Origin of the sequence: Marinoscillum sp., from assembly GCF_965229915.1 — a bacterium.
GTDB lineage: Bacteria > Bacteroidota > Bacteroidia > Cytophagales > Cyclobacteriaceae > Marinoscillum.
Window position 1 is genome coordinate 2,699,403 of sequence record NZ_CBDDJZ010000001.1, and the last position, 21,054, is coordinate 2,720,456.

Annotated in this window: 15 protein-coding genes; 11 read left to right on the top strand and 4 right to left on the bottom strand. The window is 43.8% G+C overall.

What is annotated here, in order from left to right; all coding sequences use genetic code 11:
* Positions 1 to 137: 137 nt before the first annotated feature.
* From ACO067_RS11525 to ACO067_RS11540, 4 genes are all read left to right on the top strand, one after another.
* Entirely contained in the window at positions 138 to 3,314 is a 3,177-nt protein-coding gene (locus ACO067_RS11525; protein ID WP_421874204.1) for a CHAT domain-containing protein, read from the top strand.
* A gap of 42 nt (positions 3,315 to 3,356) precedes the next feature.
* Complete coding sequence (locus tag ACO067_RS11530; protein WP_421874206.1) at positions 3,357 to 4,562, top strand: zinc-dependent metalloprotease; 1,206 nt, start codon at positions 3,357 to 3,359, stop codon at positions 4,560 to 4,562.
* A 158-nt stretch (positions 4,563 to 4,720) separates the two neighbouring features.
* A complete protein-coding gene (locus tag ACO067_RS11535) occupies positions 4,721 to 6,091 on the top strand; it encodes a sensor histidine kinase (protein WP_421874208.1) in 1,371 nt (456 codons plus the stop codon).
* A gap of 48 nt (positions 6,092 to 6,139) precedes the next feature.
* The gene (locus ACO067_RS11540; protein ID WP_421874210.1) at positions 6,140 to 7,024 is read left to right on the top strand and encodes a dienelactone hydrolase family protein; all 885 of its coding nucleotides are present in this window, start codon (positions 6,140 to 6,142) and stop codon (positions 7,022 to 7,024) included.
* A 55-nt stretch (positions 7,025 to 7,079) separates the two neighbouring features.
* On the opposite strand, the gene ACO067_RS11545 is transcribed toward ACO067_RS11540, so the two are convergent.
* Positions 7,080 to 7,433, bottom strand: a complete 354-nt coding sequence (locus tag ACO067_RS11545) for an STAS/SEC14 domain-containing protein (RefSeq protein ID WP_421874212.1) — start codon at positions 7,431 to 7,433, stop codon at positions 7,080 to 7,082.
* 165 nt (positions 7,434 to 7,598) lie between these two features.
* Here ACO067_RS11545 and polA point away from each other — a divergent pair, with 165 nt between their 5' ends.
* The 4 genes from polA to ACO067_RS11565 all read left to right on the top strand — a co-directional run bounded on the left by polA (position 7,599) and on the right by ACO067_RS11565 (position 14,617).
* Entirely contained in the window at positions 7,599 to 10,370 is a 2,772-nt protein-coding gene (gene polA, locus ACO067_RS11550; RefSeq protein ID WP_421874214.1) for a DNA polymerase I, read from the top strand.
* Between the two features lie 131 nt (positions 10,371 to 10,501).
* The gene (locus ACO067_RS11555; protein ID WP_421874216.1) at positions 10,502 to 11,449 is read left to right on the top strand and encodes a threonine ammonia-lyase; all 948 of its coding nucleotides are present in this window, start codon (positions 10,502 to 10,504) and stop codon (positions 11,447 to 11,449) included.
* A gap of 33 nt (positions 11,450 to 11,482) precedes the next feature.
* On the top strand, positions 11,483 to 13,636 hold the full coding sequence (locus tag ACO067_RS11560) for a S9 family peptidase (RefSeq protein WP_421874219.1): 2,154 nt from the start codon (positions 11,483 to 11,485) through the stop codon (positions 13,634 to 13,636).
* A 102-nt stretch (positions 13,637 to 13,738) separates the two neighbouring features.
* Positions 13,739 to 14,617 (top strand): diacylglycerol/lipid kinase family protein, encoded by an 879-nt coding sequence (locus ACO067_RS11565; RefSeq protein WP_421874221.1) that lies wholly within the window; start codon positions 13,739 to 13,741, stop codon positions 14,615 to 14,617.
* Here the strand turns inward: ACO067_RS11565 and lgt are convergent.
* Both lgt and ACO067_RS11575 read right to left on the bottom strand, forming a co-directional pair.
* A complete protein-coding gene (lgt, locus tag ACO067_RS11570) occupies positions 14,614 to 15,390 on the bottom strand; it encodes a prolipoprotein diacylglyceryl transferase (RefSeq protein WP_421874223.1) in 777 nt (258 codons plus the stop codon). The genes ACO067_RS11565 and lgt overlap by 4 nt on opposite strands.
* Positions 15,391 to 15,576: 186 nt before the next feature.
* Entirely contained in the window at positions 15,577 to 16,059 is a 483-nt protein-coding gene (locus tag ACO067_RS11575; protein ID WP_421874225.1) for a PaaI family thioesterase, read from the bottom strand.
* 208 nt (positions 16,060 to 16,267) lie between these two features.
* Between ACO067_RS11575 and ACO067_RS11580 the strand changes: the two genes are divergently transcribed.
* On the top strand, positions 16,268 to 17,152 hold the full coding sequence (locus tag ACO067_RS11580; protein ID WP_421874227.1) for an MBL fold metallo-hydrolase: 885 nt from the start codon (positions 16,268 to 16,270) through the stop codon (positions 17,150 to 17,152).
* A gap of 58 nt (positions 17,153 to 17,210) precedes the next feature.
* Positions 17,211 to 19,358, top strand: coding sequence for a DUF2339 domain-containing protein (locus ACO067_RS11585; RefSeq protein WP_421874229.1), 2,148 nt, complete (start codon positions 17,211 to 17,213; stop codon positions 19,356 to 19,358).
* A 2-nt stretch (positions 19,359 to 19,360) separates the two neighbouring features.
* On the opposite strand, the gene ACO067_RS11590 is transcribed toward ACO067_RS11585, so the two are convergent.
* Positions 19,361 to 19,996, bottom strand: a complete 636-nt coding sequence (locus ACO067_RS11590; RefSeq protein WP_421874231.1) for a response regulator — start codon at positions 19,994 to 19,996, stop codon at positions 19,361 to 19,363.
* Between the two features lie 202 nt (positions 19,997 to 20,198).
* On the opposite strand from ACO067_RS11590, the gene ACO067_RS11595 reads away from it, so the two are divergent.
* Complete coding sequence (locus ACO067_RS11595; protein WP_421874233.1) at positions 20,199 to 21,026, top strand: universal stress protein; 828 nt, start codon at positions 20,199 to 20,201, stop codon at positions 21,024 to 21,026.
* Positions 21,027 to 21,054 lie beyond the last annotated feature (28 nt).

Below are 21,054 nucleotides of genomic sequence, written 5' to 3' on the forward strand. Positions count from 1 at the left end.
GACGCGATCAATGACCATAATTACAAATCGGTTCATACTTATTACATTTACTCTCGTCGAAAGTCTGATTTGGAATTTGTTTGCATCAAAAAATATTAGTTATTTTATATTTTCTATTAAAAAAATTTAATTCCGCCATGGTTCGAATAGCATTTTCAACCCTACTGACCCTCTTTTGTCTTCAACTGGCAATGGCTCAATCTCCATTCAAAGACAAGAAAGACCAGAAGTTTTACACTAAGATTGACAACTTCTACAATAATGGAGAATATGAAAAAATTCTCGATAACGAAGAGGCTATCCTCACCTATGTAGAAGGCCGGGAAGATACTGTAGCTGCAGTAATGAACTTCTTTCTCGGGGATGCCTACTTGCTTCTCTACAATGATCTGGAGACTAGTGTAGGCTTTTTCCGCAAGGAATATGAACTCCGCAAAAAAGCTGGTTTCAAAGACGAGGCCTTCACCCAGGCTGCCTTCAATTTGGGTTATACACTCGATGAACTGGGTTATTACCGAGAGACAGAAGATATCTACCTGGAGCTATTAGATGTTGAGAAAGACCTCAATGGCAAAAAGAGTCAGAGTTATTTTGTGACTGCATCATCACTAATGGAGCACTATGTCTACACCCAGGAATACAAGAAGGGGTTAGATCTGGTAAAGGAACTGCAACGAACAGTCGATAAGAATTCCCTGAATGATGCCATGGTTTTACGTTTTGAGGGGGATTTTCTGGAAATGTCTGGTAATCAAAGCAAGAGTTTGCGCACCTTGATCAAATCCCTGGATATCCTTGAAGAGTTGGGCATGTATGCCTCTCTGGAATACGTGGGTGTACTCAACAGTCTCGGTGGTGTGGCCAATTACATGGGAAAACTACCGCTAGCTGAAGAAGCTTACCGTGAAGCAATAAGTATTTTGGACAGACTTCCTGCAGATTATTCTGATTACAAAATTGCCGCCAAAAGTAACCTGGCCAACACCTTGTACACTCTTGGCAACTATGATGAGGCAATATCCATCTACAAAGAAAACTTGAAAGTAGATGAAGAGTACTTCGGTAAAGAATCATTCTACTACGGCACTGACTCTTACATCTTAGGCACCTGCTATGAAAAAGCTGGAAAGTACAAAGAAGCCGAAGAGCAGCTACTAACCGCCGGAGAAGTCTTCAAAAGTGTCACTGGAGAGGAGAGCATCTGGTATGCCAGAGTATTGGAGCACTTAACTTCACTTTATACCCAAACCAGAGAACTGGAAAAAGCCAAAGATACTGGGCTCAAAGCTGTGGCCATAATCGAAAAAGTATCTTCTGACCCACAACAGATTAGCAAGGCTTACTACTACGTGGGTGATGCTTACTATACAGAAGGCGAGATAGATGAAGCCACAGACTACCATGAGAGAGCCCTGAGTATTCGGGCAAAAGGATTGGGTAAGAGCCATGCCGACTATGCGGAGAGCACCAACAAAATGGCTATTCTCAATTGGAACAAGCAAAAGCTAGAGGAAGCCAGAAAACTATATGACGAGACTTTCGAAAACTACTTCCAACAAATCAACCTGATCTTCCCAATACTGAGTGAAGAAGAAAAAGCTAAGTTCTATTACAACAGACTAAGACCGACCTTTGAACAATACAACTCCTTCATTGTGGAAACCAGCCGTGAAGACAAAGAGCTAATCGGTGAGATGTACAACTACCAATTGTCCACCAAAGGTTTGATTCTTTCTGCTACTAACAAGGTGCGTGAGTCCATCATGAATAGTGGAGATACTGCACTAGTAAACAAGTATGAAAACTGGGTGGCACAAAAAGAAAAACTAGCCAAACTGTTCAGTGCTACTGATGTGCCGGTGGAAGTGAGAAATGTAAAAATCGATTCCTTAAACCAATTGGCAGATGGCCTGGAACGAGAGCTGAGCAGGGAATCAGCTGTTTTCGCACAGACGTTTGCTGATAGGGATCTGACCTGGAAGGATGTACAGTCTAAGCTTAAACCAGGGGAAGCGGCCGTGGAAGTGGTTCGGTTTAGAGATTTTACACCTGACTCAGCAGGGGTGTTTACCGATGAGGTGTATTATGCTGCGCTCATTGTGACCGCTGAAACCACGGATTACCCGGATATGGTTTTGATGAGGAACGGTAAACTGATGGAGACAAAATACTTATCCAATTATAGAAATGCCATCAAATACAAAGTGGATGAAGACTTTTCATATCGATTATTCTGGAGACCAATTGCCAATAGGCTGAGAGGAATAAAGAAGGTATACTTCTCACCTGATGGAGTATTCAACCAAATCAGCATCTACACCTTGCGTAATCCAGACACAGGTAACTTCACTATCGACGAGATGGAAATCCATGTGATCAACAACACCAAAGATCTGGTGGCATTTAACTCTTCTTCCAACCCAGGAAACAAATCCTATTTATTCGGATACCCTAACTACAACATGGGTGCCATAGACCAGAAGCAAGAGGAATCTGGAGGCACTGATGCTTCCAGCATTGCCAATGCGGCTAAGGAAGACCGTAGCGTGGGGCGAGGAGTGCGTGGTGCACGTGGAGCTAGAGGTGCTGACGACAACTTGCAAGCACTCAGTCGTGGTGGTACCATTCCAAGAGGACTAAGAGGCAACTTACTTCGATACATGCGCTCTAATCAGATGCTGGCATTGCTACCTGGTACCAAGAAAGAGGTGAATCTTATCGATAGCCTGTACAATACTAAACAACTGCCAGCAACCACTTACTTGAGCAATGAGGCATTGGAAGATAGCATCAAGCGCCTAAACAATCCACGTACCTTGCACATAGCTACGCACGGGTTCTTCCTGGAGAGCGATCACGATGATCAGACGCAAGACGAATATGTCCAAAACCCATTGCTTCGATCAGGGTTGATTCTTGCCGGGGCTAACAGCTTTATCAGCGAGGGTCAGATCTCAGAGGAAGTAAGACATGACGAAGATGGCATTCTGACTGCCTATGAAGCCATGAACCTGAAACTAGATGGTACAGAACTAGTAGTGCTCTCAGCTTGTGAAACCGGACTGGGTGAGGTGAAAAATGGAGAAGGAGTATACGGTTTGCAGCGAGCCTTCCAGGTAGCCGGAGCAGATGCCATCATTATGTCTATGTGGACTGTGGATGATGATGCCACACAAGAGCTCATGACCAATTTCTACGAGGAGTGGCTCAGTGGAAGTGACAAACAGACTGCTTTCATTACTGCTCAGAAGCGATTGAAAGACAAGTGGAAATCGCCCTACTACTGGGGTGCTTTTGTGATGATTGGGAACTAAGTCCCTCCTTCGCCCATAGGTGTCTGGATAAACGGTTAATGAATGCACATCAAATATTTGATCACCGTTTTGGCTTTAATTTTCAGCCAACAACTGATTGGCCAAAACGGTGATTGTTCCTATGACAGCTTTCTGAAAAGATATGACCTTACCGACCAGGAGATAGCCAACTCTTCCAGAAGCACCTTTTCACATAGTCAGTCATTTGTCTATGTAATCCCCACAGTAGTTCACGTCTTTCACGACAGTACTTTCGGGAAAATCTCTATTGGGCAGGTGAAGTCTGGCTTAAAAATTCTAAATGATGACTTTGCGGGAAGGAATGATGGATGGAATACCATCAGTCCCGAGTTTGACAGTATCAAAGCAATCATGAACATCCAGTTTGTGTTGGCAACAATCGACCCTGATGGCAACCCAACGGATGGAATTGTCTATCATGAGGACCCCGACCTGGTTTATAACATTGAAGAAAAGCCTTTCGAATACGGTTGGGATAACTACAAGTATTTTAATATTTACCTCCCTAAATATGTTTATGATTCTGGATCAAACTTTTCGGGATATACCTCTTTTCCTAGTCAATATGTGACCAATCTAGGTGAAGATGGAATAGTGCTCAGTTCAGCAAGGTGGGGTTTTGGCGAACAGTCCACACTCCAAGCAGGCGATGACTGGTCTTCTATTGTGACACATGAGGCTGGACATTGGCTTAACCTGAGACATACGTTCAGTGGCGGATGCGAAGAAGGCGATTTGGTAGATGATACACCTCCCACGCTAGGTGGTACAATAGAACTAGAGGGCTGTTTCAACAATGATTACAGCTGTGGAGTAAGAACCAATGGTGAGAATTTCATGGACTATAATCACCGGTGCAAGAAGATGTTCACAGAAGGACAAGTGGATAGAATGCTGGAGGCACTTCAAGGGCCCACAAGATTTCCGCTTTGGCAAAAAGAAAATCTCGAAGCAACTGGTTGTCTAGAGTTTTACGTTGAGCTAGCTGGAGAAGTGGCAACAAATCACATTGATTTCTACCCAAACCCCAGTAGTCAGTCTGTTAACTTCAACTCATCACAGGCCGGGGAACTGTTCGTCTTTAGTCTTGCCGGAAGGAAACACTATGTATGCTCTATCTCAACAGGTGTGAGCCAAATAGATGTGAGCCAATGGCCTCATGGCACTTATATTATAAAATTTGTTGTTGGTGATAAAGTCAAAACAAGCAAACTGAAAGTGCATTGATTGTATTTCACATATTCATGGTAAAGGACTTTTCAGGTACAACCAAAGATTAATTCATATAGAAAATATCTTAAATAAGGGCTCGGTATTCCACACGACTTGTTTATTTTATCTCTTAAATATCCAACTCGGTTATTGCCCAATAACTTCTGCTCATTTTGAAAACCGCTCCTCACGATACTGGACCAGACCAGCTTGAAAAAGTATTATTTGAAATCATCTGTCTGATGATCTTAATGGTGATGCTGCATGGAATGATCCAGGGTATGCTGCTCTATGGACTCACCGTCCTCTCAGTGGTGGAGTTTGGGGTTTCTCTCATAGCCATAGCCTTCTTTTACTCGTCACGGTATCGTGGCAAGTTTGAGACTCTTCGCATACCACTAGTTCTTTTTACCAATACCTGTCTGGTCTTTTTTTGGTTCTGGCTGTCAGGGTTTGTTGGGCCAACAGGCATCGGGGCTGCAGCCATTGGCATTATTTCCATCATTATACTTCCGTCCAAACATCGGAATGTTTATTTACTTCTCAATTTCTCACTTCTGGTGAGTCTGGTCATCATCCAGCGGTATACAGACTGGGTGCGGCAATCGGTCAATGACTATGACACCTTGCCATATGACTATTTGGTGATTCTATTTAGCCTCCTACTCATTGTCAACTACTTGAAAACCGAGTACGATAAAGAACGAAAGCGAGCTCACTATCAACGAAGAGATCTGGAATACCTCAACCAAAGTCTGGAAACAGCTCTCCAGGAAAAACAGCACACTATTCAAACCCTCCAATCGACACAGTCCAAACTCATCGACTCGGAAAAAATGGCCTCAGTGGGACGCCTCACTGCTGGCCTGGCACATGAGCTAAACAATCCACTCAACTTCATTGGTGGTAACGTGAAACCAATAATCAATGACCTGGAAGAAATCAAGGAATCTATGTCCAGTGAGGCGCTGGAAAAGAATAAGGAGGTGTTTCTAGAAATAGAACAACTGCTGGACAATGTGCTCACAGGGTCGCAACGCGCCACAGACGTAATCAACAACCTGCTCAAAATCTCTCCCAGAGCTAAAGATGATCAGATAAGCACCATCCTCCTCAACGAACTGGTCAACAGAACATGCTTGCTGCTAAAAAATGCTCACCCAGACGTAGCATTCAAACTGGAGCTGAACGATCCAGTATATATCAGCGGCAATTCCATTGAAATCAATCAAGTCCTGCTAAACATTCTTAAGAATGCGCTCGATGCGCTCCCATCAAAGCGTGCACGAATCTCAGTCAAGCTGTATTTGGAAGAAGGAATGGCCGTGACGGAAGTGTGTGACAATGGGATTGGCGTACCAGCTCAGCATCGATCGCAGATATTCGAACCATTTTTCACCACCAAGGATGAAAAAAAAGGAACAGGACTTGGGTTGTACATCTCCTACGGCATTGTCAAAAAACATGATGGTGAAATCCTATATGAGGCTCTGGATAAAGGATCCTGCTTTAAAATCATGCTCCCTTATTTGGATAAGCAATAAACAAACACCCCATATTATTGCTTAATATCGAACAAACCAATATGTAACATGAAACTCACCATTCAAACATTCCCGTTGATTGCCTTATTCATTCTTGGCAGTCTTACTACCAACACAGAATCCCCTAAACCCAACAGTGCAGAAAAGACAAGATTGGATGCCGGGCTTACCCAGTGCCATGCCACCACGCAGCGTTTTGCTGCGTTTGGTAATGATGCATCGTTTCTGGCAGAACATGAAAAACCTCTACCGTTTACTTTTCAAGGACAAGGGGAAATGATCACTTATGAAGTGCCTGGAGGTAGCAAGGCCAACGCCTTTATGGTCAAATCCGCAAAACCTTCAAATGACTACCTATTTGTTGTTCATGAGTGGTATGGCTTGAATGCCTACGTTAAAAATGAATCAGTAAAATTCGCAGAAAGATTTCCAGAAATGAATGTCCTGGCCCTTGATCTATATGATGGCAAAGTGGCCGATAATAGCGAAGATGCCGGCAAGTACATGCAATCTGTCAAAACAGAAAGAGCTTTGGCCATCATCAATGCGGCCCAGGATTTTGTTGGGTCAGATGCAAATATCTACACCGTGGGGTGGTGCTTTGGAGGCGGCTGGTCTTTGCAAACCGCTATCGAGATGGGTGACCAGGCCAAAGCGGCTGTTATGTTTTATGGCATGCCTGAGCAAGACATGGACCGGTTGAAAACACTGAACTGCGATGTACTGGCGATATTTGCTGAGCAAGACAAGTGGATCACACCGGAAGTAGCTTCAAAATTTGATGAGGCCATGGCCAAATTGGATAATAAACTGGTCCTGAAATCCTATGATGCAGATCACGGGTTTGCCAATCCGAGCAACCCTAAATACAATGAAGAAGCTGCAACGGATGCTTACAAGAACATGTTCGAATTCGTAAGCGCAAGAAGATAAAATGACGACTGAGGGTCATATCTTTAACTCATGGACATGATCCTTTTTTCAATCCTCATGATACCAACCATTCCTTAGCCTCCTCCAGATCATCAAAAGCTCTGGCATTGTTTCCGGTGAATCGGTTGAATGCATTGAACAAAACTCTTTTGGCACCTGTAATCCCAACCGCGGCTCTTTTGATGGTGAGGTGTTTGGTCCGTTTGCCACTTTGCTTGGCTTTTTCTACCACGCTAGATACTGCAAAGACATTGGTCATGTTTGACAACCTCAGCATGGGGCGCCCTTCTTTAAGCGCAAAATCTGTGGCTTTGTCCATTTCCTCTAGAATCTCACCTTCTTTCATCCCCTGGTAATCCACATATAAAATTTCCTTCCCTTTATAAGTAATGATTGAATGTCCGGCCATTGCGTTGATTTCTTTGGCCGTAAGTTTAATTTGAATCGCAACTTTTTGCAAGAGCGATTCGACGAAAAACAAAACAATGCCATTCATTCACATTTCCTCAAACTCCCCTGCCATCAGTCCCAATCTTTAGAGCAAATTATCCTTTGACTTCTTACCTTTACTCGCATGAGTGAAAAGAAGACCCTGTTTTTACTAGACGCAATGGCGCTGATCTATCGCGCCCACTTCGCATTGAGCAAAAACCCACGAATTACTTCAAAAGGTATCAATACTGGAGCCATTATGGGCTTCACTAATTCCGTATTGGAAATACTGACCAAAAAAGATCCATCTCATATAGGTGTGGCATTCGATACACATGCTCCAACATTCCGCCACCAGGAATACAAAGAGTACAAAGCAAACCGGGAGTCTCAACCAGAGGAGATTGCTGTGGCCATTCCATACTGCAAGCAGATACTGAAGGGACTAAATATTCCCATTTTGGAGCTCGATGGCTATGAGGCTGATGACCTCATTGGTACCCTGGCAAAAAAAGCCGCCAAAGAAGGATTTGAGGTATACATGATGACCCCTGACAAAGATTATGCACAGCTCGTGGAGGAGCACATATACCTCTACAAACCGGCCTATATGGGCAATGCTGTTGATGTGCTAGGGATTCCAGAAGTACTGGAAAAGTTTGACATTGAGCGGGTGGAACAGGTCATCGACATCCTGGGATTAAAGGGAGATTCCGTGGATAACATTCCTGGCATACCTGGTGTGGGAGACAAAACAGCCTCCAAACTGCTCAAAGAATATGGCAGTGTCGAGAACATCGTGGCTCATGTAGACGAACTAAAAGGTGCCTTACAGAAAAGGATTCAGGAGTTTGGGGAACAGGGCATCTTTTCCAAGAAATTGGCCACCATTGACATTAACTCACCTGTAGATTTTGATGAAGAGCTCCTCAGTCGCAAAGAACCTATCAAAGATGAGCTGGTACCGATATTTGAAGAACTGGAGTTGCGAACCATCGCAAAGCGGATATTTGTAGAGCAAGTAGCTGGTAAGCCTGCCAAGGATAGTTCACAGTTGGGCCTCTTTGGTGGTGGTGAAGAACCCGCAGAACTTGAAACATCCAAAGACACGTTTGATCCGACAAAAAGCAAGTATCATTTGGTGAAAACTCAAGAGGAGCGAGGCAAGCTGATCAAATTGCTGGAGGCTGAAAAATCCATCTGCTTCGACACAGAAACGGATAGCCTGGAAACCAGAGAAGCCAAGTTAGTCGGAGTAGCATTTTCCATAAAGAGGAATGAAGCCTACTATGTGGTGATTCCAGAAGGTGATGCCGAAGCAAAAGCAATCATTACAGAGTTTAAAGACCTATTAGAAAATGAAAAAATCCTGAAAGTAGGACAAAACCTGAAGTATGACATTCAGGTACTCAGAAACTACGACATTCATATAAGAGGCAAGATCTTCGATACCATGCTGGCGCATTACCTGATCGACCCGGAGACTCAGCACGGTATGGACATACTGGCCGAAAATTATCTCAACTACAAGCCTGTGAAGTTCACCGAACTCGTGGGCACCGGCAAAAAGCAAAAGTCCATACGGGAGATCGATGAGGAAGAAGTGAAAAACTACGCCTGCGAAGATGCCGACATTACGCTTCAGCTAATGGAAAAACTCGAGCCCGAGATCAAAGAAAGAAAGTTGGAGAGTTTACTACATGATGTGGAAGCACCTCTATCGTTCGTACTGGCCGATATGGAATATGAGGGAGTGAAAATAGATGAAGATGCGCTGGCCACCATGTCCAAAGAGTTAGAGTCAGAGAGCTTGAGGGTGCAAACGGAGATTTTTGAGATCGCAGGGCAGGAGTTCAATATTGGCTCTCCCAAGCAACTCGGCGAAATTCTGTTTGATAAACTGAAGTTGGTCGAAAAGCCCAAAAAAACCAAGACCGGCCAATATGCCACAGGAGAGGAAATCCTATCCAAACTGGCAGATGAGCACGAGATAGCCGCCAAAATTCTGGAATTCCGGGAATACAATAAGCTAAAGTCTACCTACGTAGATGCGCTCCCCAAAATGGTCAGTGTGGCAGATGGTAAAGTACACACTGACTATCGCCAGACCATTGCTGCAACTGGACGATTGAGTTCGAACAATCCGAATCTCCAAAACATCCCGATACGTACGGAAAAAGGAAGGGAAATTCGCAAGGCATTTATTCCTCGCAGCGAAGACTTTGTGATTATGTCGGCTGACTACTCACAGATTGAACTGCGGATCATGGCTGCATTCTCAGGAGATGAAAGCATGGTAGATGCCTTCAAAAGTGGTGTGGACATTCACAGCAATACAGCCAGCAAAGTATTCAAAGTTCCGCTGGATGAAGTGGATGCAACTATGCGGCGCAAAGCTAAAGAGGTAAACTTCGGGATCATCTATGGCATCTCAGCCTTTGGCCTGAGTCAAAACCTGAACATACCAAGGTCAGAAGCTGCAGACATCATTTCTGCCTATTTCGAGCAGTTTCCAAAAGTGAAAACCTACATGGACAAAACCATCGAAAAGGCTCATCAGGATGAATACGTGGAAACAATCCTCGGCAGACGAAGATACTTGCGCGATATCAACACCAAAAACTTTACCCAACGTGGATTTGCTGAACGCAACGCCATCAATGCTCCGATCCAGGGTAGTGCCGCTGATATGATCAAAATGGCCATGATCAAGATTCATAACTGGATGAATAAAGAAAACCTCAAATCTAAAATGATCATGCAGGTACATGATGAATTGGTATTTGATGCACACAAGGATGAAGTGGAAATGCTCAAAGAAAACGTAGACCAATTCATGAAAACAGCCCTGGAGCTTGATGTCCCAATGGAAATTGGAATAGGAAGTGGCAAAAACTGGCTGGAGGCTCATTGATGTAAGCCTCCCCCTTCGGTAATCCTGCTTCATTCACAATAATCACTCATTTAATACTGTCCAATTAGATTTCAATCATATTTTCCCTACTTTCGATACTAGAGTTCGAGACCTAGAACCTACCAACAACCATGGAAAACATTCCCAACCTTAGTGACATCAAACGCGCTCATCAGCGGATTTCCAAGATCATCTTAGAAACACCCGTGATGACCTCACACTCGATCAATGAAATGGCAGGCTGTGACATCTTCTTCAAGTGTGAAAATTTTCAAAAAGTAGGTGCCTTCAAAATGCGAGGAGCGGCCAATATGATATTGGGTTTTCGTCCAGAAGAACGCGAAAACGGATTTGCCACTCACTCTTCTGGAAACCACGCCCAGGCAGTGGCTTTAGCGGCTAAGCTTTCTGGCACCAAAGCCTATGTGGTCATGCCCAAAAACAGCACCACAGTAAAAATAGAAGCCACAAAAGGCTATGGAGCAGAAGTGATCCTGTGTGAGCCAAATGAAGCTTCCAGGATAAAAACCTGTGATGAAGTAATCGAGCGAACAGGTGCCATTTTTGTCCCTCCTTTTGATGATTACCGCATCATTGCTGGTCAGGCCACAGTGGCCAAAGAGCTCATGGAAGAGGTTCCTGATTTGGACATCCTCATGACCCCCGTGGGTGGTGGAGGATTAGCGGCAGGCACCGCGCTGGCAGCTCATCTACTGGACCCAAATACGGAGGTGATTTTGGGAGAACCCAAAAACGCTGATGATTGCTTCCAGTCATTGAAAAAAGGCAAAATTATTCCAGTGAAAACCCCTGACACCATCGCTGATGGACTGAAAACAACAGTAGGTGAGCGGAATTTTGACATCATTAAAAACCATGTGAGTGACATCTATACCGTCACGGAGGATGAAATCATAGATGCCATGAAAATGATTTGGGAACGAATGAAAATCATCATCGAGCCCTCATGTGCAGTGCCATTTGCGGCTTTGCTCAAACACAAAGAACGATTTGCAGGCAAACAGGTAGGGATCATCCTCACTGGAGGAAATGTGGACCTGGCCAACCTGCCTTTCTAATACAGTTGAAACATTTCAAATAAACACACAGACATGAAGTACTATTTATCCTGTCTATTGCTGGCTGCCCTTTTTATAGCATCAGCTCAGAAGCAAATCAGTGTAGACAACATCACAGACCGTACGTTCTCCCAACAATCCGTACGAAGCGTAAACTGGATGAACGATGGACAGTTTTATTCAGCACTGTCCCAAAACAAAGTGCAGAAATACGATGTGACCACCGGCGAGGTGGTGGAAGTAATCGTGGATGGAGAGAAGTTGGATATAGCTATAAACGACTACCGGTTCAGTGCAGATGAATCTCAAGTGCTCCTATTGACCGAGCGCAAGTCTATTTACAGGAGATCATTTACGGCTGTTTACTATGTATACGATCGCACATCCAGTAGGTCTCAAAAGTTAAGCGATGGCGTGCAGTCTTATGCTACCTTCTCTCCAGATGGCAGTAAAATCGCCTTTACCAGAGACAATAACTTGTTTTACAAAGATCTGGCATCAGGCAGAGAAGTGGCAATCACCACCGACGGAGAGTTTAATAAAATTATCAACGGTAGCAGTGATTGGGTGTATGAAGAAGAACTTTACATCACCAAAGCGTTCGAATGGTCGGTAGATAGTAAAAAAATCGTCTACTATCGATTTGATGAAAGCAACGTGAAGGAATACAACATGCCGCTGTGGAATGATGCCGCTTTGTACCCGGAAGATTATGTCTATAAGTATCCAAAGGCTGGTGAAGACAATTCGGTAATCGAGCTATTTGTGTATCACCTTGATGATGCTAAAAATGTGCCGGTAAACATTGGAGAAGAAACTGACATTTACATTCCAAGAGTATACTGGACGGAAGATGCCAACCTCATTTCTGTGCAGCGGCTAAATCGCTTGCAAAACAAACTAGACATACTCCATGTAAATGCCTCCACCGGAGACTCAAAAGTAGTCCTCACAGATCAGAGCGAAACCTACATAGATTTTACCTTCTGCGATGACCTGACCTATTTGGAAAATGGCAAGCAGTTTTTATTTAGTAGTGAGAAAAGTGGTTACAAGCACTTTTACTTGTACAACATGGACGGCAGTCTCGTAAGACAGGTGACGTCTGGGGAGTTTGAAGCCGTATCTCTGGTAGGGCTGGATCAATCTCCAAAAACACCTGTACTGTATTACACTTCCACAGAGGTGTCAGCGCTGGAACGTCACTTTTACAGTATAGACCTGAAGGGTAAAAACAAAAAGAAGCTAAGTGCTGCCGCCGGTACTAGCTATATCAATATGAGCAATGACTGCAGTTACTACATGAATTATCACAGTGCTGCAGATCAGCCTTTGAGTGTATCTCTTTACAAAACTGCCGGAAACCAGCTCATCAAAGTCTTGGAAGATAATGCCGATCTAGCCAAAGTCACAGAAGATTACGGTTTGTCGGACAAAGAATTCTTCACCTTCAAAACGGAAAACGGAACGAGCCTCAATGGCTTCTACCTGAAGCCTAAGGATTTTTCAGCTGGCAAGGAGTATCCAGTATTGCTGTATCAGTACTCAGGACCTGGCTCTCAGAACGTATCCAATAGCTGGTCTGGAAGTCATTTCATCTTCCATCAGTACCTGGTACAGCAGGGCTACATTGTGGCTGTGGTAGACACTCGTGGTACCGGATACCGGGGTGAGGCGTTCAAAAAAACCACCTACAAGCAACTAGGAAAATATGAAACCGAAGACCTGATTGCTACAGGTAAATTCCTCGCGAGCCAACCTTTCATTGATGCCAAACGTGTTGGAGTTTGGGGCTGGAGCTACGGCGGTTATATGTCGTCTCTTGCCATCTTGAAAGGATCTGATGTCTTTAGCACAGCTATTGCCGTGGCTCCAGTGACAACCTGGAGGTTTTACGACACCATCTACACCGAGCGGTACTTGCAGCGGCCACAGGATAATGCCTCTGGATATGATGACAACAGTCCGATCTTCTTTGCTGATCAACTAAAAGGTAAATTTCTGCTAGTTCATGGCACCGGAGATGACAATGTACACTTCCAGAATGCCATCGCTCTTCAAAACGAACTGATCAAAGCAGATAAACAGTTTGAGTCGTTTTATTATCCTGACAAAGCACACAGCCTTAGTGGCCGACGTGGACACCTCTATCAGATGATGGCAGACTTTTTATTGGAAAATTTGTAAATATTGGATTCAGGTGACTGGTCTCCAGAGAAAACATAGTTTTTGTGGAGACCAGTTATTATTTTGCCCTCTTTCTCAGCAACTAGACCGACAAGAAAGTCCATGAACAGACGGCTTTTCATAGTAGCCAATCCATCCACAGGTACCAAAAAGCTAGAGTACATCCTTCGTGAACTGATGGATTTCTGTGTAGCTCGGGACTTTGATTTTGAAGTCTTTCTAACTGCTGCCACCCAGAATGCCTGGAAAACTGTGGAGAAACACCTGGATGAGTCCTACACAGATCTGGTGATAGTAGGCGGTGATGGCACCATCAATGAAGCGGTTAACGGCTTAAAACACGATATCCCTGTAACGATCATTCCGAATGGAACTGGCAATGATTTTGCGAAAAATATTGATATCGGTGAGGGTCTCGAAGAACACATTCAAGTGATCCGGTCTGGAAAAATCCAAACGATAGACCTGGGAGTATGTAACAACCGAAAGTTTGTAAATGGAGTGGGTGTGGGCTTTGATGGGCAAATAGTGGCCGACATGACGAAGAAGAAGAGCATCCTGACTGGGCCTGCCAAATACTATTATTTCGTGTTAAGAATTTTAGCCACTTACAAGTCAAGATCTTTTCGATTTACACAGGACAAACGCTTACAACAAAAAGAGCTTATACTAATGACTGTGGCCAACGGTACAACGTTTGGCGGTAGCTTCAAGCTAACACCAGAGGCTGAAATCAATGACAGTATACTGGATGTGTGCGAAGTAGGTAAAATGAGTGGACTGAAACGCTTCATGAACATCCACCGGCTACAAGAAGGTACTCATGACAAACTCAAAGAAGTAGTTTTTTCGCGGTGCAAGCACCTGCACATTGATGAAAACCCAGACCTCAATGCGCATATTGATGGAGAATACTTTGGCACTCCACCTTTCGAATTTGGGATACTGCCCAATGCGCTAAAAATTCGGGTAAAGGCTTAATTCAGCTTTTGCTTCCTTTTCAACCACACCATAGTAATGATGGTGCCTGCAATGATCACCAGTGAAATGGCCTGGCTATGTGATAAGATTCCATCAATGATGAAGCCCCTGCGCACATCTCCTCGGAATATTTCGATGATGCTACGGCCCACTGAGTACATGATGATATAGATAAAAAACAGCTGTCCTTCAAAACGCTTGTGCCGCTTAAACATGATTAATGTGATCATGATGATTAGTATCCAGGTCACTTCATAAAGCTGCGTTGGGTGAAGGGGAGTATTAAGTGGCTCTGCCTGGCTGACAGGATCAGTAAATGTGACACCCAAAAAACTCTCCGTTGGCAACCCATGACAGCATCCCGCAAAAAAGCAACCCAACCGACCGCATACATGAATGATACATCCTGCAATGGCAATTCTGTCCAGCATGGGAAGGACTGGCCACTTGTTTTTGCGGAAGTACCAAATCACCGTAGGTATGGCAAAAAGCAACGAACCATAAAACACAAACCCGGTTCGGAAGCCTTTGAACATATTAGCAGGTGTACCGAAGTAATAACCTGGATCTTCAAAATAGAAGAAGACCTTTCCACCAACAAATGCAGCCACAATAATGAGGATGGCCAGATTTTGGATCTTCTCAGCTGGAATACCCAGCTCCTTTTTAACGACAGTGGACATGTAAAAATAGCCCAGAGTGGCTCCAAGCATGATCATGAAGCCATATGTATGGACTGTAAAATCGCCAATGGTGAAAAGTTCGGGATGCATGGAAAACGAATTTGTTTAGGTTCTATGTTCTAAGTTAGCATGAAGCAGGGTTAATCAAATATTAGAGAGTCTCATAAGTTTCGTTTCGTTGGAATCTTACTATTGAATTGTCCACAAATAGCTCAAAACCAAAACTTAAAACTTCGAAACCCAAAACTTAAAAACCTAAAACCTAAAGATTAAAGCTTACTTAAACGGATTATCTCCTTTATGTGTACTGCTATCAAACACACGGATAGCGATTACATCGGCTTCTGCAGTAACTTCCCCATTTACAGAGGCCGTACAAGTCATGACTGTTTTCTTGCCCTTTACCTCAGTGACTTTAGCGCGCAGCTCTATCATTTGATCGTTTGGGGTTGGTTTGACATATTTAACCGTGATGGTTCCTGTGGCATATCGATACATTGGTTCGCTATCCAAAGACCGGTCTTCACGCCTGTAGGCATCGGCCATAGCTGTACCCATACAGTGACAATCGATCAAAGTCGCTAGTATTCCTCCATTGAGCAAATTGGCCCATCCGTGGTACTTTTCCTCTGACTCCCAATGACAAACGGAATCTTCTCCTTCCCAAAAACTTTTGATCTGCAATCCTTCTTCGTTGCTTGCACCGCATCCAAAACACACGTTTTCGGGCATGTGAGCTTGAAAATAATCTCTCTTCATTACTGATTTTGCTGTTTATTGATGATCTAAAATTAACAATATGTTCCTGGGATTACCAGAAGGAACAAGAACTGCCTCCAATTCTCATGTACTGGCTTATGACAGTAGCTGATCTTCATCATTTAGTTATAAATCGATGCTCGCACCATATGGGATTACGCGCGAGGAGACTTAGTTTTAGGTTTGGAACCAACAAACGTTATCCCAAATGCTACACATCCTAGACCTAAATTTCCAGGGAATCGACCATGCCATTGCTTCCTTTCTGATAGAGTCTTCAGCTGGACCTATTCTGATTGAGACAGGTCCTCATTCCACTTTTGAATCTATGAAAGCCCAACTGGCCAAGCATGGATACCGGCCAGAAGATGTAAAACATGTCCTGCTTACTCACATTCATTTTGATCATGCAGGTGCGGCATGGGCTTTCGCGGCTCATGGAGCAAAAATCTACCTACATCCGTTTGGGAAGATACATATGGAAGACCCAACCAAGCTCTACAACTCAGCCAAAATGATCTATGGTGACGAAATGGAGCGCCTCTGGGGAGCAATGGAAAAAATACCGGCGGATCAGCTCTATACGCCAAACCATCTGGAAGAAGTGGAGATAGGAGATCGGATATTTTCTGCACTGCACAGTCCGGGACATGCCAAGCACCACATCGCCTGGCAACTAGATGATATTCTATTTACCGGAGATGTGGCCGGGGTAAAGATAGAAAACGGTCCTGTGGTACCCCCGTGTCCTCCGCCAGATATCCATCTGGAAGATTGGAACCAATCACTAGACATCCTGATGGAACGTAAAGCCAAGGCTCTTTACCTTACTCATTACGGCAAAGTCACGGCTATAGGAGACCACATTCATGACCTCCGAAACATCCTCAATGACTGGGCTCATTGGGTGAAAGACAAATGGGAATCAGGCTTGAATGCAGATGAGATCACTCCACAGTTCTCAACATACACGGCCAATCAGCTGAAAGAATTCGGAGTTTCAGAACACGGAGTTAAACAATACGAAGCAGCCAACCCGAGCTGGATGAGTGTAGCAGGTCTCATCCGGTATTGGAAGAAAAAAGCTCAATAAAGTTTCCTTTAGAGGCGTTACTTTCTGAAACATCCACCGCCTTGCCAACTGACTGACTATGGAAGACCGTCGAATAGAGGAGCTGCAAAATAAAGTGCAGGAACTGATCCAGCAACAAAACAAGATCTCCAGGGAAATAAGAGATCTGCAGATAACGCTGGATTCTCTGGCTTACCAGGAGCATAAAAAAAGCACCCCTGGTAAAAATCAACTGATTGAGCCTGACAAGGAAAACACAAAGGTTCCTGTAAAAAAAGTCAAGCGGGACCTGGAGCGATTCATCGGAGAAAACCTCATCAGCAAACTCGGTATACTAATAACCGTGGTAGGAGTGGGAATTGGCACCAAATATGCCATAGATAGTGGAATAGTGAACGCAACCACGCGGGTCATTCTCGGGTATCTGTTCTCCTTTAGTTTGATGGGCTTTGCTCTGTTCCTCAAAAAATCCTACCAATCGTTCAGTGCAGTTTTACTAAGCGGAGCCTTTGCCATATTGTATTTCCTGACCTTTGCATCGTACGATTTCTATGGGTTCATTGGAAAGGGTCCGGCGTTTGGTGGCATGGTACTACTGACTATCGCAACAGTCTATTCTGCCATTCACTACAACAAATCAATCATTGCCCACATGGGATTGGTAGGCTCCTATGCTGTGCCCTTTTTGCTCAGTGATGGAAGTGGCGAAGTTTTGTACTTGTTTATTTACATGTCCATTATCAACCTGGGTATCCTGGCAGTTAGCATCAAGAAATACTGGCAATCACTGCATTACTCAGCGCTCTTTTTTACCTGGCTGATAGTTACTGCCTGGTTTTTGGATAGGTATACCAATGAAGAATTCGTCCTGGGCATGAGCTTCCTGTTCGTTTTCTTTTTGCTGTTTTATGCTTCCTTTATCGCCAACAAAGTCATTTATCAAAAAGCCTTTTCTCGTGGAGATATCTTTTTGATATCTACTAACTCGCTGATCTTTTATGTGATCGGATTTGCACTAACCTCCAAATATTACAACACTGATGCTTACCTCGGCTACTTCACTCTGGTCAATGCAGCGGTTCACTATCTGGTGGGGATAGTAGCCAGATGGAGCGATAAAGACAACCAGTCCATGTTTCGATTCATTGTCGGGTTGGCGATCGTATATGTGACACTTACGATCCCGGTCTTGCTAGATGGCGGCTGGATAACAGTCCTTTGGATAGGAGAAGCGGCCGTACTTTCCTGGGCTGGTATGAGCAAGAATGGCTTGCCCTACCAGCGAATGTCCCATGGGCTGGTCCTGTTATCTTTTATCAGTCTTTTGCTCGAATGGGGAGAGCGTAGTATCACAACATCAGTAGCACCCTTTGCCAATCACTTTATGATCGTGTCGTTTCTATTTGCCGGCGGTATGTCTGTGATCACCTGGTTTAGTCTTCGGGATCATAGAGTACCTACTCGCTGGTATGAACACGTCATGAAGTATGCTTCTCCAGGTTTATTGATTGTCTCATTGTATGTCACCTTCGCTCTGGAAATTCATGGGTATTGGACCCGTGATACAAGGGGAGTCAGCAGTGAAATGGAATTGGTCCTGCTGATTAGCTATTCCTTTCTTTTTCTGAGTGGATTAGAGTTGATCAACCGAATGTTCGTTCAAAACCGTATACTGTGGTATGCATTTCCTACAGTTATTGTTCTGATTATTCCTTCTTTACTAAACTCCACTGCGGCATTGAGCGACTTAACAGCTCATTACCAAACAGCTCAGGGAAGTTTAGTAGACTTATTGGTGAGATATCTGCTATTTAGTTCCATGGCTCTTTTCACCTGGTCAATGTGGAGAGTGTATAAAAGAAATGTGCTCAGCAACCCAATTAAGAAAGCACTGGATACCCTTTTGTTCTTAACCATTCTTTGGATCTCTAGTGTAGAGCTGGTACACTGGCAGGAACTTTTTGGACTAGAGTCCACCACCAAATTAACTCTAAGCATCCTATGGGGAGTGAGTGCGGTAGTTTGGATAGGAGTTGGTATCAACTACTCCAAAAAGCATCTTCGTATTGCAAGCATCTGTCTCTTGGGGTTGACCTTGTTGAAGGTATTCTTTTATGATATTTCGCACCTAAGCAACCTGTCCAAAACGGTGGTTTTAGTGATTCTGGGAGTGTTGATGCTTATTGCATCTTTCTTGTATAATCGATTGACTGGTGAGGAAAAGTAGATTCAATTCATCTCGTACTTCTTCATTTGGGCACTGCCGACGCGCAGGTGACCAATCTCTCCTATTTTGTTGCCTTTGGAGTCTTTAATTGGGCGAAACTCCACTGGCACCTTCAGGTCTCTGGTACCCACCACATCTGTGGCGCTTCTACCCAGATGCAGGCAGGCAATATCACTGATATGTGTGATGAACCCAAAATTGTTTCTGATCACAATGGGGTCTGAAATCTGAGAAAGAATCGTCACCAGGATGTTCGCCTCTTCGTTTGTCTGAGTCTGAAGCAGAGCATGTTCAACTACATCTGGTAATCGCTCTACTTCCATTTTGTTCAAAACATCCGAAGCACCGTCCGAAATCAACTTGGACCGGATATTGATAACTGATGATTTGGTCAAAAACACGAAGGGAACATCCGGTATTTCAATGCGGCAGGTCTTTAAGAAAACCTCACCAGAATGATTGGCCAATCCATAGTCAGAAATGACAATATCAGGAGTCCTATTCTCGATGTGTTCAATAAAATCTGAGAGGTTATCCACATTGGTATACATACAATCAGGAAAGTGCATTAACAGCACTCTTTCTACCAATCGGGAGTCCTTCGTATTCTCTTCTATATGTAGTGCGGAAAACTTCATTTTGAAATAAGAACATGAAATTAGGTATTGCAAGTGAAAATCCATTAGTGTCTTCGATCAACCATGGAATAAATCAGATCACCCAACGGTTTTTACTGATAAGATTTTGACCACAATCATTTTTATATCTGACGGCTGTCATTCACTAAGGCTGTAAAAGAGCATAACTTAATTTCTCAATAAGGGCGCAAGCCTAATAGCCATGAAAAAGATTCTTGTTCCAACTGATTTTTCCGAATGCGCAAACAACGCTACGGACATAGCCATAGATATCGCCAAGCACTATGGAGCGGAATTGCATTTTTACCACTTTGTATCTGTCCCGATAGACTGGGTGCATCTGGATTTTGCTCAAAATACCATCTATCCTGACGTGACACAGGAGGTAGACCGAGTGCAAAAGGAGATTAAAAAACTGGTGACCTATGCTGAAGGTAAAGGTGTGAAGGCTTACTCCTATGTGGACTTTGATAACAGCACCGGGGCGGTAGCCACTTATGCTAAAAAGAATGACATTTCATTCATTGTGATGGGATCACACGGAGCAAAAGGAATTCAGGAGTTTTTCCTTGGCTCCAATGCACAAAAAGTAGTTCGCTATGCAGAAATCCCCGTACTTATAGTGAAAACCAAACTAGACAGCATCCATGTCAATGACATTTTATTCGTTTCTGATTTTCAGGAAGAGATGACTAAACCGTTCGAACATGTGATACAATTTGCCAAAGTCATTGACGCAAAGATCCATCTGGTTTATTTGAATACCCCGTCTGACTTCCAACGCTCCTGGGTAATACGTGAACGAATGGAGAGCTTCGAAAAATTAGCCTCCGGCCTACTCGCCAAAAGTGAAGTGGTTAACTGCCTCTTTTTGGAAGAAGGAATGGAGCAATACTGCAAGGATAACCATATAGGAATGATCGCCATGGCGACCCACCATAGAAAGGGATTGTCCAGAACTTTTCTGGGCAGCTTAACTGAAGAAGTGGTCAACCATATGGATATACCAGTAGTAAGCTTTCCCATATAATACCTATTCATCAATCAATATGAGAAAC